Origin of the sequence: Promicromonospora sp. MEB111, assembly GCF_030209445.1 — a bacterium.
In the GTDB taxonomy this organism is placed as follows: domain Bacteria; phylum Actinomycetota; class Actinomycetes; order Actinomycetales; family Cellulomonadaceae; genus Promicromonospora.
The window spans coordinates 1-19,380 of the sequence record NZ_JARVSD010000031.1 but is presented as its reverse complement, the minus strand read 5'-3'; the positions used below and the strand labels follow the sequence as shown (position 1 = coordinate 19,380).

At 72.5% G+C, this 19,380-nt stretch carries 15 protein-coding genes and 1 pseudogene; 12 read left to right on the top strand and 4 right to left on the bottom strand.

Going from position 1 to position 19,380, the window contains the following annotated elements; all coding sequences use genetic code 11:
* Positions 1-21: 21 nt before the first annotated feature.
* Together cydB and QRN56_RS27290 are read right to left on the bottom strand one after the other, a co-directional pair.
* Positions 22-1,071 carry a cytochrome d ubiquinol oxidase subunit II gene (cydB, locus tag QRN56_RS27295; protein WP_285108623.1) on the bottom strand — a complete coding sequence of 350 codons (1,050 nt, stop codon included), beginning with the start codon at positions 1,069-1,071 and terminating at the stop codon, positions 22-24.
* Positions 1,072-1,138: 67 nt separating this feature from the next.
* Positions 1,139-2,635 carry a cytochrome ubiquinol oxidase subunit I gene (locus QRN56_RS27290; RefSeq protein WP_285108622.1) on the bottom strand — a complete coding sequence of 499 codons (1,497 nt, stop codon included), beginning with the start codon at positions 2,633-2,635 and terminating at the stop codon, positions 1,139-1,141.
* A gap of 450 nt (positions 2,636-3,085) precedes the next feature.
* On the opposite strand from QRN56_RS27290, the gene QRN56_RS27285 reads away from it, so the two are divergent.
* The 3 genes from QRN56_RS27285 (at position 3,086) to QRN56_RS27275 (ending at position 9,001) form a co-directional block, all read left to right on the top strand.
* Positions 3,086-6,868, top strand: a complete 3,783-nt coding sequence (locus tag QRN56_RS27285) for an Rne/Rng family ribonuclease (RefSeq protein ID WP_350224619.1) — start codon at positions 3,086-3,088, stop codon at positions 6,866-6,868.
* Positions 6,869-7,100: 232 nt separating this feature from the next.
* Positions 7,101-8,258, top strand: a complete 1,158-nt coding sequence (locus QRN56_RS27280) for an acyltransferase family protein (protein WP_285108621.1) — start codon at positions 7,101-7,103, stop codon at positions 8,256-8,258.
* 137 nt (positions 8,259-8,395) lie between these two features.
* Positions 8,396-9,001 (top strand): thymidine kinase, encoded by a 606-nt coding sequence (locus QRN56_RS27275; RefSeq protein WP_285108620.1) that lies wholly within the window; start codon positions 8,396-8,398, stop codon positions 8,999-9,001.
* 9 nt (positions 9,002-9,010) lie between these two features.
* Here QRN56_RS27275 and QRN56_RS27270 read toward each other — a convergent pair whose 3' ends face one another.
* On the bottom strand, positions 9,011-10,120 hold the full coding sequence (locus QRN56_RS27270) for a fatty acid desaturase family protein (protein WP_502928852.1): 1,110 nt from the start codon (positions 10,118-10,120) through the stop codon (positions 9,011-9,013).
* A 372-nt stretch (positions 10,121-10,492) separates the two neighbouring features.
* The gene (locus QRN56_RS27265; RefSeq protein WP_285108618.1) at positions 10,493-11,083 is read right to left on the bottom strand and encodes a protein-L-isoaspartate O-methyltransferase family protein; all 591 of its coding nucleotides are present in this window, start codon (positions 11,081-11,083) and stop codon (positions 10,493-10,495) included.
* A gap of 308 nt (positions 11,084-11,391) precedes the next feature.
* Between QRN56_RS27265 and rplU the strand changes: the two genes are divergently transcribed.
* The 9 genes and pseudogenes from rplU to QRN56_RS27220 all read left to right on the top strand — a co-directional run.
* The gene (gene rplU, locus QRN56_RS27260) at positions 11,392-11,700 is read left to right on the top strand and encodes a 50S ribosomal protein L21 (protein ID WP_108495114.1); all 309 of its coding nucleotides are present in this window, start codon (positions 11,392-11,394) and stop codon (positions 11,698-11,700) included.
* Between the two features lie 87 nt (positions 11,701-11,787).
* The gene (gene rpmA / locus QRN56_RS27255) at positions 11,788-12,045 is read left to right on the top strand and encodes a 50S ribosomal protein L27 (protein ID WP_036961235.1); all 258 of its coding nucleotides are present in this window, start codon (positions 11,788-11,790) and stop codon (positions 12,043-12,045) included.
* A gap of 109 nt (positions 12,046-12,154) precedes the next feature.
* A complete protein-coding gene (obgE, locus tag QRN56_RS27250) occupies positions 12,155-13,672 on the top strand; it encodes a GTPase ObgE (RefSeq protein WP_285108616.1) in 1,518 nt (505 codons plus the stop codon).
* A gap of 156 nt (positions 13,673-13,828) precedes the next feature.
* Positions 13,829-15,016: a glutamate 5-kinase gene (proB, locus tag QRN56_RS27245; protein WP_285108614.1), complete on the top strand. Its 1,188-nt coding sequence runs from the start codon at positions 13,829-13,831 to the stop codon at positions 15,014-15,016.
* Between the two features lie 76 nt (positions 15,017-15,092).
* On the top strand, positions 15,093-16,550 hold the full coding sequence (locus QRN56_RS27240) for a hypothetical protein (protein WP_285108612.1): 1,458 nt from the start codon (positions 15,093-15,095) through the stop codon (positions 16,548-16,550).
* A gap of 63 nt (positions 16,551-16,613) precedes the next feature.
* Positions 16,614-17,957 carry a glutamate-5-semialdehyde dehydrogenase gene (locus QRN56_RS27235; protein WP_285108611.1) on the top strand — a complete coding sequence of 448 codons (1,344 nt, stop codon included), beginning with the start codon at positions 16,614-16,616 and terminating at the stop codon, positions 17,955-17,957.
* A 126-nt stretch (positions 17,958-18,083) separates the two neighbouring features.
* Positions 18,084-18,236 carry a hypothetical protein gene (locus QRN56_RS27230; RefSeq protein ID WP_285108609.1) on the top strand — a complete coding sequence of 51 codons (153 nt, stop codon included), beginning with the start codon at positions 18,084-18,086 and terminating at the stop codon, positions 18,234-18,236.
* 45 nt (positions 18,237-18,281) lie between these two features.
* Complete coding sequence (nadD, locus tag QRN56_RS27225) at positions 18,282-18,896, top strand: nicotinate-nucleotide adenylyltransferase (protein ID WP_285108607.1); 615 nt, start codon at positions 18,282-18,284, stop codon at positions 18,894-18,896.
* Positions 18,889-19,380: pseudogene (locus tag QRN56_RS27220) on the top strand (hypothetical protein); the annotation flags it as partial. The gene nadD and the pseudogene QRN56_RS27220, both read left to right, overlap by 8 nt.

The window sequence follows — 19,380 nt, the reverse complement described above, 5'->3', positions numbered from 1 at the left end:
CGTACCTGTCCGGGGTCCGGCTCAGAACGCCGACTCCTTGATCTTCTTCCAGGTCAGGCCGGCCGGCGCGGGGATGTGGTCCACCGTGAGCCGGCGCCGGAAGACCCAGTAGGTCCACCCCTGGTAGAGGATCACCAGGGGAGTGAGGAACGCGGCCACCCAGGTCATGATGGTCAGGGTGTACGGGGTCGACGACGCCTCGGCGATGGTCAGGGAGTTCCCGCCGTCCAGGCCGGGCATGACGTCAGGGAACATGGATCCGAAGATCAGCACCACGGCCGCGACGATCGCTACGGCCGACAGCCCGAAGGCCCAGCCCTCGCGCCCGACCCGGTTCGTCAGCGCGACGCCGACCAGGCCCAGCGCGGCGACCGCCACGGCCGCCCAGGTCCAGGTCACGGAGAACGCGAGCTGTGCCCAGAGAGCCCACCCGCCGGCCACCAGCAGGGCCACCAGCGACAGCACGCCGGCGAACCGCCGCGCCCGCGCCCGGATCTCACCGTCGGTCTTCAGCGCCACGAACACGGACCCGTGCAGCAGGAACAGCACGAGCGTCGTGGCGCCGCCGAGCAGCGAGAACGGGTTGATCAGGGCCCAGAACCCGCCCACGTACTGGTGCGCCTCGTCGAGCTGGACACCGCGGACCAGGTTGGCGAACGCCACGCCCCAGAGCAGGGCGGGCACCCAGGAACCCACCTGGATCGCGACGTCGCAGCGCCGTGCCCAGCGGGCGTCGGAGATCTTGCCGCGGTACTCGATGGCGACACCGCGCACGATCAGTGCCACCAGGATGAGGAGCAGCGGCAGGTAGAACCCGGAGAACAGGGTGGCGTACCACTCGGGGAACGCCGCGAAGGTGGCGCCGCCCGCGGTGATCAGCCACACCTCGTTGCCGTCCCAGACGGGTCCGATGGTGTTCAGGAGGACCCGACGTTCCTTCTCCCGGTGCTCCGCCCTGCCACGGGGGAGCAGGGACATGAGCATCCCGACGCCGAAGTCGAACCCCTCGAGCACGAGGTACCCGGTCCACAGGATCGCGATGATGAAGAACCACAGGAGTGCGAGGTCCACGGTCACTTCCTTGTCTGAAGGGTCTGAAGGGTCTGGAGGTCGGGGGTCTTGCGGGGCGGGAGCATCCTCAGTACGCGAACGAGAGGGGCCGGTCGGAGTCGTCCGGGGCGGCCTCGGGCGACTCGTCGCGGACGGTCGTGGGCACGCCCTCGATCGCGTACCGGTGGATGAGGCGGTACCAGACCACGGCCAGCACGCCGTAGAGCAGCGTGAAGACGATCATCGAGGTGAGCACCATGCCCGGGCTCACCACCTCCGAGACGCCGCGCATGGTGAGCAGGCGGATCTGGTCGATGCCGGTGGGGTTGGGCGCCACCACCCAGGGCTGGCGGCCCATCTCGGTGAAGATCCAGCCGAACGACGAGGCGAGGAACGGTGTGGGGATCGCGATGAGGCCGATGCGGGCGAGCCACTTGTTGTCGCTGACGCGGCCGCCACGGGTGAACCAGAGGGCGGCCAGGGCGAGCAGCGCGGACCCGGCGGCGAACCCGATCATGAGCCGGAAGCTCCAGTAGGTGACGGCGAGGTTCGGCGTGTAGGAGATGGCGTTGCCGTCGTCGTCGGTCTCGCCGTACCGCTCGGAGTACTCCTGCTGCACGTCGTTCACGCCGGGCAGGAAGCTCTCCGGTCCGGAGAAGTGCCCGGTGCCGAGGTAGCTGGCCAGGCCGGGCACCTCCAGGATGTGCCGCACGCCCTCGCACGAGTTGGACAGGTCGCCGATCGTGAGGATCGAGAAGTTCGCCGCTTCCTCGCCCTCGCACAGCGCCTCGGCCGACGCCATCTTCCCGGGCTGCTGCTCGAACATCAGCTTGCCCTGGGCATCGCCCGTCAGCGCCACGCCGACCCCGGCCACCAGCATGACCACTGTGCCGAGGATCACGGCGGGGCGGTACACGTTCCGGGCGAGCTCGACGGACTCGGGCTTCTTGGTCCGGGCCAGCCGCACCATCCACCACGTGGCGATGCCCGCCACGAACGTCCCGGCCGTCAGGAACGCGGCCGCGACCGCGTGCGGGAAGGCCGCCCACAGCGTGTTGTTGGCGAGGATCGCCCAGATGGACTCCATCTCGGCGCGGCCGGTCTCGGGGTTGTACCGGGCGCCCACGGGGTGCTGCATCCACGAGTTGGCGGCCAGGATGAAGAAGGCCGACAGGTTCACCGCGATCGCCACGGCCCAGATGCAGGCCAGGTGCACCTTCTTGTTCAGGCGGTCCCAGCCGAAGATCCACAGGCCGAGGAACGTCGACTCCACGAAGAACGCGGCGAGGGCCTCCATGGCCAGCGGGGCGCCGAACACGTCGCCGACGAACCGGGAGTACTCGCTCCAGTTCATGCCGAACTGGAACTCCTGGACGATGCCCGTCACGACGCCGAGCGCGAAGTTGATCAGGAAGAGCTTGCCGAAGAACTTGGTCAGCCTCAGCCACCGCTCGTTCCCCGTCCGGACCCAGGCGGTCTGCATGATCGCGACGAGCGGGGCCAGCCCGATCGTGAGCGGGACGAAGATGAAGTGATAGACGGTGGTGATGCCGAACTGCCAGCGTGCCAGGTCGAGAGCTTCCACTCCGGGCTCCTGAGGTGTGTCTCCGAAACGGCTTCTTCCCTTGGGACGCTAGGCCTGATCTGCCAGGTCCGCGCGTTGCCACGGGGTGAAGGCGTCGCTTGTGAATGTCTTCACAAGGCACTGTACACGGACTTGGAGCGCGGTTTGGCTCTTTGTTGCCCAAGGCTCAGATGCGGGCGGTGCAGGCATGGTCTCCTGTGCGATACTGGTCGAACCCGCGCAGGCCACATCCCTGCGTGGACTGCAGAGTCCAACACTGCCCGCGATCCGCACGCGGTGCCGCAGTCACGACAGAACGTGGCCGCAGGCGTCCGCGAAGACCGCAGGAACAGGGCCGCAGCCGAGACTTCCGTCCAGATGTGTCGCTTCGCCGCGGCGCATCCACCGGACGACCGACCGCCTGGCGGTCCGCATGGTGTGGAGCGGACGCCGGCTACAGGAGCACCTCACGTGACGCCTTCCAGCACCACCGGTTCGACCATCGGGTCACAGGATGATCACGACGCACCTGAGGCGAACGCCCAGGTCACCACTGGTGGGGAGGCTCCGGCGGACGCGACGCCGGCCAAGCGCCCGCGTCGTCGGGCCACACGGTCCGTCGTCTCGACGGCGACGAACGTCGAGCCCATCGTCGTCGGCCCGTCCGACGCCCCCGCCGCACCGGCGGAGAGCCAGCCCGTGACCACGGGCGGCACCGCGGCGGTCGCGACCTCCGCGGCCCCCGCGGCCGGTGAGCCCACCACCAAGCGCCCGCGCCGTCGCGCCACGCGCGGCGTCTCCTCGCCCACCGCGGCCGAGGCGCCCGCCGCTGCGGCTCCCGCCGAGGAGCCGACGGCGGCCCGGCCGGTCGCCGCGGAGCCCGTCGTGGCCGAGGAGATCGCGCCCGCTGAGAGGGAGATCACCGCGGACGCGACTCCCGCCGTCGAGCCCGCGGTCGAGCCCGAGGCCGTCGTGGCGGCCGAGCCCGAGGTTGCCGCGGAGCCCGAGGCTTCCGTCGAGCCCGAGGCGCCCGCCGAGCAGGCCGCCCCGCTCGACCTCGACCTGCCGGAGCCCGTCGCTGCCGAGGCTGCCGCCGAGGAGCCGGCCCGCGGTGTCGCGAGCCTCGACGACATCGTGCTGCCCGGCGGCCCGTCCGCCGAGCCCGCCGAAGCGACGGAGAAGGCCGCGCCGAAGCGCCGGACCCGCCGGAAGGCCGAGCCGACGGCGGAGGCCGCCTCGGCAGAGCCGTCGGCCGAGGCCACGGCGGAGCCCGAGCCCGCGCCCAAGCGCAGCCGGTCACGCCGCAAGCCCGTCGTGGAGCAGGCCGTCGAGCCCGCGCCGGCCGAGGATGCCCCGGTCGAGCCGGCTGCCGCCGAGACGCCCGCTGCGGAAGCGCCCGCCGCCGAGGCCCCGGCCGAGCCCGACGCGCGGGCCCGCACACGTCGTGGCGGCCGCCGCCCGGCGTTCGAGCAGCCCGAGGCGCCCGCGCAGCCCGCGACGTCGCCCGCCGCGACCACGGCCGGCACGCGCGTGCCGCGTCTGGCCACCACGGCGCTGCTGTTCCAGGCGCCGGACGACTCGTCGGCGCGCCGTTCGCGCCGCGCGCAGGCCCCCGCCGGACCGCCGCGCCCGCAGGACCTGACGCCGACGTTCGCGCGTCCGGTCGCCCGCCCTGCCGAGCAGGCCGCCGAGCAGCCTGCCCCTCGGGCCGAGACCCCCGCGCCGCAGGCCGAGGCGCCCGTCGCCGACGCGCCCGCCGCGGAGGCACCCGCCGTCGCGCCCACGGAGGCGCGGTCAGAGACCGTCGCGGAGCCCCGCACCCGCCGGTCGGGTTCCCGCCGGGCCGTGCGCCGCACGGGTCCGAGCACCGAGCCGGCCGTTGCCGAGCCCGCCGTGCAGGAGAGCGCGCCCGCCCACGCCGAGCCCACGGGCGACGCTCCGGCCGAGACGCCTGCTCCCGAGGCCACCGTCCCGGCCGCCCCGCAGTTCATCGCCGCGGAGCTGAGCGAGGACGACGCGGCAGCGGTCGACGAGGTCGGCGCCATCGAGGAGGAGCTGGTCGCCGAGGGCGTCGAGCTCGAGGAGCTCGCCCCGGAGGACTTCGAGGAGTACGACGACGAGGAGGTGCGCCCGTCGCGCCGTCGTCGTCGCCGGGGTGGCCGGGGCCGCCGCGGCGGCCGCACGAACCGCGCGGACGACATGGACGACTCGGCGGACGAGGACCAGGACGACGAGTCCGAGGAGGACGCGGACGCACAGTCGTCCGCGGACGAGGAAGGCGACGCCGAGGACGCCGGCCAGGATGCCGCGGAGGGTGACGAGGGCGAGGGCGAGGGCGGCAGCCGTCGTCGGCGCCGGCGTCGCCGGGGCACCCGTGGCGAGCGGGCCGAGGCCGCGGCCGCCCGCACGAGCCGCAGCGACGAGGTCACCGCGCTGAAGGGCTCGACCCGTCTCGAGGCGAAGCGTCAGCGTCGCCGCGAGGGTCGCGACCACGGCCGGCGCCGCCAGATCATCACCGAGGCCGAGTTCCTGGCCCGCCGCGAGTCGGTGCAGCGGTCGATGATCGTGCGCGAGAAGGACGGCCGCACGCAGATCGCGGTGCTGGAGGACGGCGTGCTCGTGGAGCACTACGTCTCGCAGCAGTCGCAGGCGTCGATGGCCGGCAACGTGTACCTGGGCCGCGTCCAGAACGTGCTGCCGTCCATGGAGGCCGCGTTCGTCGACGTCGGCAAGGGCCGCAACGCCGTGCTGTACGCCGGCGAGGTCAACTGGGACGCGGCGGGCCTGGAGGGCCAGCCGCGCCGGATCGAGCAGGCGCTCAAGTCGGGCGACTCCGTCCTGGTGCAGGTCACCAAGGACCCGATCGGCCACAAGGGTGCCCGGCTCACGAGCCAGGTCACGCTGGCCGGCCGGTACCTCGTGTTCGTGCCCGGCGGCGGCATGACCGGCATCAGCCGCAAGCTGCCCGACACCGAGCGGTCGCGCCTCAAGAAGATCCTCCGCGAGGTGGTCCCGGACGGCGCGGGCGTCATCGTGCGCACCGCCGCCGAGGGGGCGAGCGAGGACGAGCTGCGCGCCGACGTCGAGCGTCTGCAGGGCCAGTGGGACGCCATCCAGGCCAAGTCCAAGAAGGCGAACGCCCCGGCCCTGCTGCAGGGTGAGCCGGACATGGCGATCCGCGTGGTCCGCGACATCTTCAACGACGACTTCTCGTCGTTGGTGGTGCAGGGCGAGGGTGCGTGGGACGAGATCGCGCACTACGTCGAGGAGCTGGCCCCGGACCTGCGCGAGCGCGTGTCCAAGTGGGTCGAGAACACCGACGTGTTCACGGTGCACCGGGTGGACGAGCAGCTCGCCAAGGGTATGGACCGCAAGGTCTGGCTCCCGTCGGGCGGCTCGCTGGTCATCGACCGCACCGAGGCCATGACCGTCGTGGACGTCAACACCGGCAAGTTCACCGGTGCGGGCGGCACGCTCGAGGAGACCGTCACGCGGAACAACCTCGAGGCGGCCGAGGAGATCGTGCGGCAGCTCCGCCTGCGCGACATCGGCGGCATCATCGTCATCGACTTCATCGACATGGTGCTGGAGTCCAACCGTGACCTCGTGCTGCGGCGCCTCGTCGAGTGCCTCGGCCGGGACCGCACCAAGCACCAGGTGGCGGAGGTGACCTCGCTGGGCCTGGTCCAGATGACGCGCAAGCGCGTGGGCCAGGGTCTGGTCGAGGCGTTCTCCGAGACCTGCGAGCACTGCAAGGGCCGCGGCTTCATCGTGCACGAGGAGCCGATCGAGAAGCCGGGCTCCGGCGTCGCCTCCGCTTCCGCCGCGGTCGACGAGAGCCCGCGCGCCGCGCGGTCGCGCCGCAAGCGCGGCAAGGAGGTCAAGGAGAAGGCGGCCCCCGCGCCCGAGCAGACGGCGCCGGTCGCCAGCCTGCCCGAGGAGCGGTCCGAGGCGCGCGAGGCGGTCAAGGCCACGCTCGCCACGATCGCCGCCGCGGCGCAGCACGCGCACGAGACGAAGGACGTGGCGGAGGACGGGCCCTCCACGCTGGACCAGATCCAGCTGCCCGCCGCCGGGTCCGGTGCGTCGGACTCCGCGTCGTCCGCCTCCGCCGCTTCGCCGGCTCCCGCAGACACCTCCGCCTCCGCGGACTCGCCGGCGGAAGCCGCGACGTCGGTGAGCGACGCGCCGGAGGGGGGCTCCGGCACTGGGCAGCCGGAACCGCCCAAAGGAGCTGGCGACGAGGTCGCCTGAGCCGAAGAAGGGTTTCTGGGCGCGGCTGATGGGCCGCTGACCTGATCCGGACGAGGGTCGCCACCGCGAGGTGGCGGCCCTCGTTTTTTCGTGCCCGCACGCGGCTCGGGAACCGCCTTCGACGGCTGCCCGGGAACTTGCTCGCGCAGAGTGGTTGCGGACCTCATGCGTTCTGTGGTTCATTAGTCGAGTAATGAACCAACGAGGCAAGACCGAGACGACGGAGACCGAGATGACAACGATCGCCGCGAGGCCGACCACCCGGCTGGGGTACGTCGACAACCTGCGGATCCTGCTGACCGTGCTGGTCCTGGCCCACCATTGCGCCCTGACCTACGGCGCTCTCCCGATGTGGTACTGGACCGAGCCCAGCGAGAGCCTGTCCGGGCTCGCGCTCCTGGCGTTCGTCGTCGCGAACCAGTTCTGGTTCATGGGCTTCTTCTTCCTGCTCTCCGGTCTGTTCGTGCCCGGTTCGGTGGACCGCAAGGGGCCGGGCGCGTTCGCCCGCGACCGGCTCGTCCGCCTGGGCGTCCCGCTGGTCGCCTTCTGGCTGGTCGCGCGCCCGGTGCTGTCCCTGCCGGGCTGGCCCGAGCGCCGTGCACAGGGGGAGTCGTTCCTCCACTTCTGGTTCAGCGCGGGCGACCCCGGCTCCATGTGGTTCGTCGAGGTGCTCCTGGCGATGTCGCTCGCCTACGCGGCGGTCCGCGCCCTGCGGGCACGGTCCGCGGCCCGGCCCGCCGCCCTGGCGGCTCCGGCCGACGGCGCCGCGGACGGCGTTCCGGCCCTGGCCGCGCAGCCCCTGAGCTTCCGGATGATCGCCGGGTTCGTCGCGGTACTGACCGTCGTGACCGCCCTCTGGCGGCTCGCCGTCCCCCTCGGTACGTACTGGGCGGGTGTCGGCCTCCCGACGCCGGCCTACCTGCCGCAGTACGTGCTGCTCTTCGTTGCGGGGCTCGTCGCCGCGCGCCGTGGCTGGCTGACCGCGCTCACGGTGCGGCAGGGCCGGGTCGCGCTGATCATGGCGTTCGTCGGGGTGGGGCCGGCGCTGGGCGTGTCGGCCCTCGCGAGCGCGCCGGACGCCGGGATCCTCGCGCTGCTCGGCCAGAGCCTCACCGAGAACGTCGTCGCCATCGGCGCGGTCGTGGGCCTGCTGGTGCTGTTCCGGGAGCGGTTCTCGGGGCAGCCCGCCTGGGCCCGGTTCGCCGCGCGGCACTCGTTCGCGGTGTACGTCATCCACCCGCTGGTGCTGGTGGGCGTCGCGGTGCTGCTGTCGCCGCTCGTGGCCCCCGCGGGCGTGAAGTTCCTGGTGCTGCTCGCCCTGTCGGTACCGCTGTGCTGGGGCGTCGCCTACCTGCTGCGGCGCATCCCGGGCGTGGCGCGCGTGCTGTAGGTGTCGTCGGCCGCAGGAGGTGTGTACGCCTGGGGAGGGGTAACGGAGAGCGAGCACTGCTACGTCTCCGTCACCCCTCCCCAGGCGTCTCGCTCATCTCCCGGTCGGGCGGGCGCCAGGATGCTTGACTGGCACCCATGGAAGACGGTCTGGGCGCGGGACGCCTCGAGGTCATCGCCGGCCCGATGTTCGCGGGCAAGTCCGAGGAGCTGCTGCGCCGGGTGCGTCGCGCCCGGATCGCGCGGCGCGGCGTGGTCGTGGTGAGCCACGCCCTGGACGACCGGCGCGGCGTCGGCCGGGTGACGTCGCACTCCGGCCAGGGCCTGCCGTCGCACACGGTGTCGGACGCCGGCGAGATCCCCGGCCTGCTCGGTCCGGGGACCGAGCTCGTCGCCGTCGACGAGGCCCAGTTCTTCGGCGCGGACCTGGTGCCCGTCGTCTCCGACCTGGCGGACCGCGGGCTCGTGGTGGTCGTCGCCGGGCTGTCCGTCACCTTCGACGGGCAGCCCTTCGCACCCCTGCCCGAGCTCATGGCGCTGGCCGAGTCCGTGGAGAAGCTCACAGCGGTCTGCTCCGTCTGCGGGGCGGACGCCGCCTTCCACGTGCGGCTGCCCGGCGCGCCGCCCGTGCCCGACGCCGGCTCCGCCCAGCCGGACGACGCGCTCGTGCCGGTCGCGGCGCACGTGGGCGGGTCGGAGTCGTACGAGGCCCGCTGTCGGAGGCACGCCGCCGTCGCGGGATGACCGGGGTCGTCAGACCTTGCGCATCAGCGTGTACTGCGGGCAGTCGAACGGGTCGCGTGCGGCGAGCCCGACCTTGTTGAGGTAGTTGACGACGATCATGTACGACCGCGCCAGGCTGGTCTCCGTGTAGGGGATCCCGAGCGTCGCGCAGTGCTCCCGGACGATCTCCGCGGTCCTGATGAGGTGCGGGCGCGGCATGCTCGGGAAGAGGTGGTGCTCGATCTGGAAGTTGAGGCCGCCCATCAGGATGTTCATGAACCGGCCGCCGCGGATGTTCCGCGAGGTGAGGACCTGCTTGGACAGGAAGTCGATGCGGCTGTCGGCGGGGATGATCGCCATGCCCTTGTGGTTCGGGGCGAACGACGCGCCCATGTAGACACCGAACACGGCCAGCTGCACGCCGAGGAACGCGAAGGCCATGCCGGGCGGCAGTGCCCAGAACAGGATCGCGACGTAGACGCCGAGACGGATCGTGATGGTGACGAGCTCGCGGACGCGGGAGCGCAGGGTCTCGGGGCTGCCCTTGAGCAGCGAGCGGACCGAGATGAGGTGCAGGTTCAGGCCCTCGAGCGTGAGCAGCGGGAAGAACAGCCAGCCCTGGTACCGGTTGATCAGACGGACCAGCCCGCGGTTCTGTCGCACGCCCTCCTCCGTGAACGCGATGGTGTCGTTCTCGATGTCCGGGTCCTTGCCCATCTTGTTCGGGTTGGCGTGGTGCCTGGTGTGCTTGGTCATCCACCACGAGTAGCTGATGCCGACGACGACGTTGGCCAGCAGCCGCCCCACGCGGTCGTTGCGGGGGCCGGACTCGAAGACCTGCCGGTGCGAGGCCTCGTGGGCCACGAAGGCGAACTGGGTCAGGACGAGGCCGAGCGCGCCGGCCATCAGGAGCTGGAGCCACGAGTCGCCCAGGAGCACGAAGCCGGTGACGATCCCACCGAGCGCGACCGTGAGCGCGGCGAGGACCCAGGCGTAGTAGCGGTGAGCCCGGCCCAGCAGACCGGCGTCGCGCACCGTGCGGGCCAGCGACGAGTACGTGCTGGTCACGGGCTCGGCGCCGGGATCACGGGGTGCGGTCGGTCGAAAGCCGTCGCGGACGGCGGGGGCAGCTTGGGCCATGTGGTCCTCACATGCTTGGGTTCGACTTCCCAGCCGTGGAGTTGGACGGTGCCGCCCGCGTGCAGATGCTCTCGAGCCTACGGGACCGTAGGTTGGCGTCCCAGGGGGCAGTTGTGGATGGCTCGCGAAGGATTGAAGACGGTATGTTTACCTTCGCCAGACATTTCGGACGTGCGCTGCACTCCGGCTCAGTCCTCGATCCCCTCGGTCGGACTGTGCCTGCGCTCCGCTTCGGGCGCGTGCCTCGTTCCTCGGCCCGCACCCTGCGCTGCACTCCGGCTCAGTCCTCGATCCCCTCGGTCGGACTGTGCCTGCGCTCCGCTTCGGGCGCGTGCCTCGTTCCTCGGCCCGCACCCTGCGCTGCACTCCGGCTCAGTCCTCGATCAGCGGGACGAAGCGGTATCCGCCGTGGTCGGTCGCGCGGGTGCGTCCGTCGGGCAGGCGTTCGATGAGCAGCAGCGTCGTCCGGACGGGGATGACCATTCGGCCGCCGATCCCCACCTGCTCCACCAGGGTGCGCGGCAGCGCGGCCGCGGACGCCGAGACGAGGACGCGGTCCCAGCCGCCCTCCTGGGGATGGCCCAGCACGCCGGGTGCCGAGTGCTCGATCGTCGCCCAGCCCATCCCGGTGCGGCCGACGTTGGCGGCGCCCCAGTCGGCGAGCCGGCTGTCGCGCTCGACGCCCAGCACCAAGCCCTGCGGCCCCGTCAGGTAGGCCAGCAGAGCCGTGGTCCAGCCGGAGCCCGCGCCGACGTCGAGCACTCGCGCGCCGAGCGGAATCCGCAGCAGGCGGAGCATGGCGGCCACCGTCGTGGGCTGCGAGGAGGTCTGGCCGCGACCGATCGGCAGCGGCTGGTCCTGACCGGCGAACGGGCGCTGGGACCGGGGCAGGAAGTCGCGGCGAGGTATGGCGCGCATCGCTCGCGCGATGTCGTCGTGCTCGGCAGCCGGCTCGGAAACCATGTGGTATCACCTGAGCCCAGGGTAGGCACACGCGGATCAAGGTCGCCAGGTGCTCTATTCCGGACCGGCCTCGTCGTGGACCGCCGGCCCTCTCGACGGGGCGTGGCCCCCGAGGTGGGCAAGGCCACGTCGCCGCCGGTTTGAACCCGCTGAGGGCATCGCGTAACCTTGTGCTTCGGTGTGCTGTCTGCGCACCCGTCCTGCGTGCCCATGGCGCATCGCACTCGACCGCCGCGGCGGAGCGAGTCACAGCAAAGCCGATGATCTCCGTCGTGCGCGCACGCCAAGACTAGAGAGATGAGTTGAACGTGGTTTACGCGATCGTCAAGGCCGGTGGCCGCCAGGAGAAGGTGTCCGTCGGGACCATCGTCGTCATGGACCGTGTCCAGGCGACCGCCGGTGAGACCGTCGAGCTCCCGGCCCTCCTGCTCGTGGACGGGGAGAAGGTGACCACCGACGCGAAGAAGCTGGCGAAGGTCAAGGTCACCGCTGAGGTCGTGCGGGACGAGAAGGGTCCCAAGATCACGATCCTCAAGTACAAGAACAAGACCGGTTACCGGAAGCGTCAGGGCCACCGCCAGTCGCTGACCCGCCTCAAGGTCACCGGCATCAAGTGACTTCCGCTGCGGGCCTCCTCTGACGAGTGAGCCCGCGCGAGCCAGATACTTCTTCTTCTCCTTCGTCCCGAAAGACAGGTCAGCCAGATGGCACACAAGAAGGGCGCGAGCTCCTCGCGCAACGGTCGTGACTCCAACGCCCAGCGCCTCGGCGTGAAGCGCTTCGGTGGCCAGGTCGTGAAGGCCGGCGAGATCATCGTCCGCCAGCGCGGCACCCACTTCCACCCCGGCGTGAACGTCGGCCGCGGCAAGGACGACACCCTGTTCGCCCTCGACGCCGGCGCCGTGCAGTTCGGCACCCGTCGTGGCCGCAAGGTCATCGACATCGTCGCCGCCGAGGTCTGAGCTTCGGCTTCCGCGTGAGGGGGCGCACCGGTGACGGTGCGCCCCCTCACGTCTTTTCATGAGCGGCCCTGGGCCGCTCCACCTGAGCAGTACCTGAGAGGATCGAGACATGGCCAGCTTCGTGGACCGGGTGGTTCTGCATGCCGCCGGCGGTAACGGCGGGAACGGCTGCGCCTCGATCCGCCGCGAGAAGTTCAAGCCCCTCGCGGGGCCCGACGGCGGCAACGGCGGTGACGGCGGGACGGTGAGGCTCGTCGTCGACGCCAACACCACCACCCTCCTGGAGTACCACCACTCGCCGCACCGGCGGGCGACGTCGGGCACCCAGGGGATGGGCGACGACCGGGACGGCGCCAACGGCGGCGACCTCGTCCTGAGTGTGCCGGACGGCACCGTCGTGAAGGACCTGGACGGCAACGTCCTGGCCGACCTCGTGGGCGAGGGCGCGGAGTACGTGGTCGCCGCCGGCGGCAAGGGCGGGCTCGGCAACCGCGCGCTGTCGTCGCCGAGGCGCAAGGCCCCGGGCTTCGCGCTGCTCGGCGAGGAGGGCGAGACCGCGGAGGTCGAGCTCGAGGTCAAGACCATCGCCGACGTCGCGCTGGTGGGCTTCCCGAGCGCGGGCAAGTCGTCGCTGATCGCCGCGATCTCCGCCGCGCGTCCCAAGATCGCCGACTACCCGTTCACCACGCTGGTGCCGAACCTCGGCGTGGTGCAGGCGGACCAGTCGCGGTTCACCGTCGCGGACGTGCCGGGCCTGATCCCGGGCGCGAGCGAGGGCAAGGGCCTGGGCCTGGAGTTCCTGCGGCACATCGAGCGCACGGCGATGATCGTGCACGTGCTGGACTGCGCCACGCTGGAGCCGGGCCGCGACCCGATCAGCGACCTCGACGTGATCGAGGCCGAGCTTGCCGCGTACTCGGGCGACATCGGCATCGCGGGCGGCCGCGTGCCGCTCGCCGAGCGTCCCCGCCTCGTCGTGCTCAACAAGATCGACGTGCCCGAGGCGCGCGAGCTCGCGGACTTCGTCAAGGCAGACCTGGAGGCGCGCGGGCTGCGCGTCTTCGAGATCTCCACCGCGTCCCACGAGGGCCTGCGCGAGCTCAAGTTCGCCCTGGCCGAGGTCGTGGAGAAGGCGCGTGCGGACGCCCCCGCGCCGGAGCCCGCGCCGATCGTGCTGCGGCCGCGCGCCGTGAACGAGTCGAAGTTCACCGTGCGCCGGCTGGGTGGCGAGACCGCCTACTGGTTCGAGGTGCGCGGTACCAAGCCGGAGCGCTGGGTGCGGCAGACCGACTTCAACAACGACGAGGCCGTCGGCTTCCTCGCGGACCGGCTCGCCAAGCTCGGCGTCGAGGACGGCCTGTTCAAGGCGGGCGCCGTCGCGGGTGACGAGGTGCGGATCGGTGACCCGAACAACGCCGTCGTCTTCGACTGGGAGCCCACGCTGCAGACCGGCGCGGAGCTGCTGGGCGGCCGTGGGACCGACCTGCGGCTCGACCAGAACGAGCGGCCCACGCGTGGCGACAAGCGCCGCGAGTTCACCGAGCGCATGGACGCCAAGGCCGAGGCCCGGCGCGAGCTGTGGACGGAGCGCGAGGCGGGCCACTGGACCGACCCCGACGCCGACTGAGCCGGAGCCGCAGGTTCGGCCGGCAGCCCAGCAGAGCCTGAGCAGTGTCAGACGTACAGGTCACTCGAGTGATCTGTACGTCTGACACGTCCGGTGGGGTGCCCGGCCCGTGGAATGAGCGAGCGTTCCGGGCGGGCCTCCGGAGAGGATGAGGGTGTGAACTCCCTCGACCCCTCGGTGAACGCCCACGACGCCTCGGAACCCCAGGACAGCCCGGCCGTCTCCGGCCCGCGGTCCGTGATCGCCACCGCCCGGCGCGTGGTGGTCAAGATCGGCTCGTCGTCGCTCACCGGCCCGGACGGGCACCTCGACGTCGGCGCGCTGCGCGGGGTGGTCCAGGTGCTCGCAGCCCGGCAGGCCGCGGGGGCCCAGGTCGTGCTGGTCACGTCGGGTGCGGTGTCGGCGGGCATCGGGCCGCTGGGGCTGGGGAGCCGCCCGCGCGATCTCGCCACCATGCAGGCCGCGGCCTCCGTGGGCCAGGGCCAGCTCGCCGGCCGGTACCAGGAGGAGTTCGCGGCGTTCGGCATCCAGATCGGGCAGATCCTGCTCACGGCCGAGGACACCGTCCGCCGCGCCCGCTACCGCAACGCGCAGCGCGCGCTGGACCGCCTGCTGGCGCTCGGGGTCGTGCCGGTCATCAACGAGAACGACGCCGTCACCACCGACGAGCTGAAGTTCGGCGACAACGACCGCCTCGCCGCGCTCGTGTCGCACCTCGTGCGCGCGGACGCCCTGCTGCTCCTGACCGACGTCGACGGCCTGCACGACGCCCCGCCGTCGCGCCCCGGCGCCCGCCGCATCCCGCTGGTCGACGACCTCGCGGAGATCGCGGGCGTCGAGGTGACCGCGCGCGGCAGCTCCGTCGGCACCGGCGGCATGGTCACCAAGCTGGAGTCGGTGCGGATCGCGACCGGCGCGGGCGTCCCCGCCGTCCTCACGCTCACCGCCAACGCGGCCGCCGCGCTCGCCGGGGACGACGTTGGCACCTTCTTCGCCGCCACGGGCCGCCGCACCTCGGCACGCCGGCTCTGGATCGCGCACGCCGCCCGCACGCAGGGCCGCCTCCACCTGGACGACGGCGCCGCCCGTGCCGTGCTCGGCGGCCGAGCGTCGCTGCTGCCGGCCGGGATCACCCGGGCCGAGGGCCAGTTCGACGCGGGCGACCCGGTCGAGCTCGTCGCGCCCGACGGCGCCGTCGTCGCCCGGGGGCTGGTCGCCTTCGACGCGAGCGACCTGCCCGCGCTGTTGGGCCGCTCCACCTACGCGCTGCGGAAGGAGCTGGGGGAGGGGTACGACCGCGTGGTGGTGCACCGGGACGACCTGGTCCTGGAGACCGGCCGATGAGTTCTCCGGGGGAGTCCCGTCAACCGGTCAGGCGGCTGCGCACGGACGCGCGCCGCACGACTCGAGGAGCCCCCGGATGCGACGCAACCGACCTGCCGCGACGGCGCTGGCGGCGCTGACCGCCCTGCTCGTCCCCCTGCTGGCCGGGCCGCCGGCCGCCCAGGCGGCCACGGCCCCGCCGGCCCAGGCCTCAGCAGAACACGCCCCGCCCACCGAGTACGCCGGCGAGATCGAGGGCGCCGACTACCGCGTGCTGGTCCCCGAGGACTGGAACGGGACGCTGCTGCTCTTCAGCCACGGCAACTACCCGTCCGAGTACTTCGGCGAGGGCAACCCGGTGCCGCACCTGCTGGCCAACCAGCCCGCCTCGGAGGAGGCGCTCACCGACCGCGGGTACGCGCTGGCCGCCTCGCTCTTCCAGGGCGGCGGCCTCGACTTCACCGTCCCCACCGCCGTCCAGGACCAGTCGCGGCTGCTCGACTGGTTCGAGCAGCACGTGGGCGAGCCGGAGCGCACCTTCACCACCGGGGCCTCGATGGGCGCGGTCACGGCGATCAAGCACGCCGAGGCCGAGCCCGAGCGGATCGACGGCGTGCTCACGATCGGCGGCGCCATCGACGTGGTGGGCATGCTCGACGCGATCCTCGACGTGAACCTGGCCACGAGGACCCTGCTCACCGACGGCACCGACGGCGACGGCGACCCGATCGAGCTGGTGCACCCCACCAAGCCGGTGGCGAGCCGCGCCGCCCTGGCCGACGCGCTGACGGCCGCCCTGGAGACGCCGGAGGGACGCGCCCGGATCTCGCTCATCGCCTCCCTCAACACGATCACCGGCTGGTACGACGTGTCGCGCCCGGAGCCGGAGGACCTCCAGGAGTGGATCGACGGCCAGGCGCAGTGGCTCATCTGGGCCTACACGACCGGCCTGGGCCCCACGGCGCGCGTGGACTGGGAGGAGAAGCTGGGCGGCAACGCGTCGGCCTCCTTCGACGGTGACTGGGCGCACCGGCTGCGGCACTCCGGCGCGCTGCGCGAGGTGCGCCAGGCCTACGCCGCGGCCCCGGGCGCCGACCTGTCCGACGACCTCGCGGCACTCGCCGCGGAGCCGGTGATCGAGGCGGAGCCGGACGCCCGGGCGAACCTGGTGCGGCACCGCCCGGAGGGCACGACGCCGCAGCCGGTGCTCACCCTGCACACGACCGGTGACGGCGGGGCGCCGCCGTCGTACGAGCGGTCCTTCGGCGACCGGATCGCCGACGCCGGCCACCCGGGCCGGTACCGCAGCGTCTACGTGGAGCGCGGCGCCCACCTGACGGTCAGCGTCGCCGAGGAGCTCGTCGCACTACGGGCGCTCGAGCGCCGGGTCGAGACCGGGCGCTGGCCGTCGCTGAGCCCGAGGGCGCTGAACCGGGCCGCGTGGCGGCTCGGACCCGACTGCTTCGGGATCTTCGACCCGGTGACCGGGGTGTCCCGGCACGAGCCCGCGTTCGCGCACTTCGTCCCGCCGCGCGCCGCCCGCCCGTCCTGGTGACCGGCCAGGTCCGCACCACGGAATCGTCCTCGGCATCGCCCGCACCCGACGTACTCTCGACGCATGACGATCGTGAGCCAGTACGAGGCGACACCTGCCGGGGGCGATTCCGCGGGAGCCGGCACCCCGCCGCCGTCGGGCACCGACGTCACCGCCGCCGTGCACGACGTCGCCCGGCGCGCCAAGGTCGCCTCGCGCACCCTGGCCACGGCCAACCGCATGACCAAGGACGCCGCGCTCGGCGCCGTCGCGGACGCTCTGGTGGCGGCCGCCGACGAGATCGTGGCCGCCAACGCCGAGGACCTGGAGCGCGGCCGCGCGAACGGGATGTCGGACGGCCTGCTGGACCGGCTCGCGCTGACCCCCGAGCGGATCGGGCAGATCGCGGCCGCGCTGCGCGACGTCGCCGGCCTGCCCGACCCGGTCGGCGAGGTCGTGCGCGGGCAGACCCTGCCGAACGGCCTGCGCCTGCGCCAGGTCCGTGTCCCGATGGGCGTGGTCGGCATGATCTACGAGGCCCGACCCAACGTGACCGTGGACGCCGCGGGCCTGGCCCTCAAGTCCGGCAACGCGGTGATCCTGCGCGGGGGCAGCGCGGCGGCGGCGTCCAACGCGGTGATCGTCGCGGTGATGCAGGGCGCCCTGGCGGCGCGCGGCCTGCCCGCCGACCTGGTCCAGTCGATCGACCCGTACGGCCGCGCGGGCGGCGTGGCGCTCATGCGGGCCCGCGGCCTGGTGGACGTGCTGATTCCGCGCGGCGGCGCCGACCTCATCCAGACCGTCGTGCGCGAGTCCCTCGTGCCGGTCATCGAGACGGGCGTGGGCAACGTGCACGTCTACGTGGACGCCACGGCCGACGTCGACATGGCCGTCGCGATCGTGATGAACGCCAAGACCCAGCGCGTCGGCGTGTGCAACGCGGCCGAGACGCTGCTCGTGCACGAGGACGCCGCCCCGGCCTTCCTCCCGGCGGCGCTCGCCGCGCTGGCCGACGCCGGCGTGGTGCTGCACGGCGACCCGGCAGCCCTGTCCTTTGCCCCGGAGGGAGCCACCGTGCTTCCCGCCACGGACGAGGACTGGGCAACGGAGTACCTCGCGCTGGAGCTCGGCGTGCGGGTGGTCCCGTCGCTGGACGAGGCGATCGAGCACATCCGCACCTGGTCCTCCGGGCACACCGAGGCCATCGTGACGCGGGACATCGCGGCGGCGGACCGGTTCGTCGCGGAGGTGGACTCCGCGGCGGTGATGGTGAACGCGTCGACCCGGTTCACCGACGGCGGCGAGCTCGGCCTGGGTGCCGAGATCGGCATCTCCACGCAAAAGCTGCATGCGCGCGGCCCCATGGGGCTGACCGAGCTGACCACCACGAAGTGGGTGGTCACGGGCGACGGCCACGTCAAGCCGTGAGAGCTCGTTGGCGTCCTGGAGACCTCCGCAGGATCTCCTTGCGACCCAGTGCCGCGGTGTGCCCGCCGCAATTCGTCCGTGAGAGACTAAAGCCCACCTGAGCTTGTTCGACTAGGAGGAACACCCGTGCTGCACACCGCCGTCCTGGCTGCCGAGGCCGCCTCGGAGCACGCCAACGAGCCGATCGCCCCGATCGCGCTCGGCCTGATCGCCTTCGGCGCACTCGTGGCCGCGCTGGTCGTCACGTACGCGTTCCGCAACGTCGGCAACCGGCACTGATCCATCTAGACGGGAGCCTGACGACCAGATGAGCGCACGCACCGCATGAGTGCCCCCACTGGGACCAGGCCGCGCATCGGGGTGATGGGCGGCACGTTCGATCCCATCCACCACGGTCACCTCGTCGCCGCGAGCGAGGCGGTCGCGCAGCTGGAGCTGGACGAGGTCGTCTTCGTTCCCACCGGCCGTCCGGGCTTCAAGCAGAAGCAGCGGGTCACCCCGGCGGAGCACCGCTATCTCATGACGGTGATCGCCACGGCGTCGAACCCGCGCTTCACGGTCAGCCGTGTGGACATCGACCGGGCGGGCCTCACCTACACGGTGGACACGCTCCGCGACCTGCGCACGCAGCGCCCGGACGCGGACCTGTACTTCATCTCGGGAGCGGACGCCATCCAGCAGATTCTCTCGTGGAAGGATGCCGAGAAGCTCTGGGACATGGCACACTTCGTCGCTGTCACACGGCCAGGGCACATGCTCACCGTGGACGGGCTTCCTCGGGACGGCGTGACGACACTCGAGGTTCCTGCACTAGCTATCTCCTCGACCGACTGTCGTCGTCGGGCCGAGGAGGGTTTGCCGGTCTGGTATCTGGTGCCTGACGGCGTGGTCCAGTACATCGCCAAGCACGGACTGTATCGAGGTCTTCACGATGAGTGACAACAAGGGTCGTCCCATGACGCGCCGCGAGATCCGCGAGCGTGAGGCTGCCGCCGCGGCTGCCGCCGCCGGTGGTGGTGCCGGCGGTGGTGCCTACCCGCCGCAGGGCGGTCAGCAGCCTCCGCACCGTGGCGCGCCCGCACCCGCCCCTGCTCCCGAGGGCGGCTGGTCGCCGAACCCGTCCAACCCGCCGGTCGCCCGGCCCCCGCAGGCGACGGGTGGCTCGCGCGGCGTGGACGCGACGGGCCGGCTCACGCCGGTGCAGCAGCCCGGTGGCAACCCGTCGCCTTTCGGCCCCGGTGGGGGCCAGGGCCGTCCGGGCGCTCCGTCCGGACCCGGTGGCCAGGGTGCCCCCGGCGGCCACGGCGCGCCCGGCGGGCCCGGCCAGCAGAGCGCCCCGCCGAGCCCCTTCGGCTCGCGCCCGGCGAGCGCACCCGTGCCGCCCGCGCCCCAGCAGGGCCGCGCGGCGCGGTTCGCGCCGCCC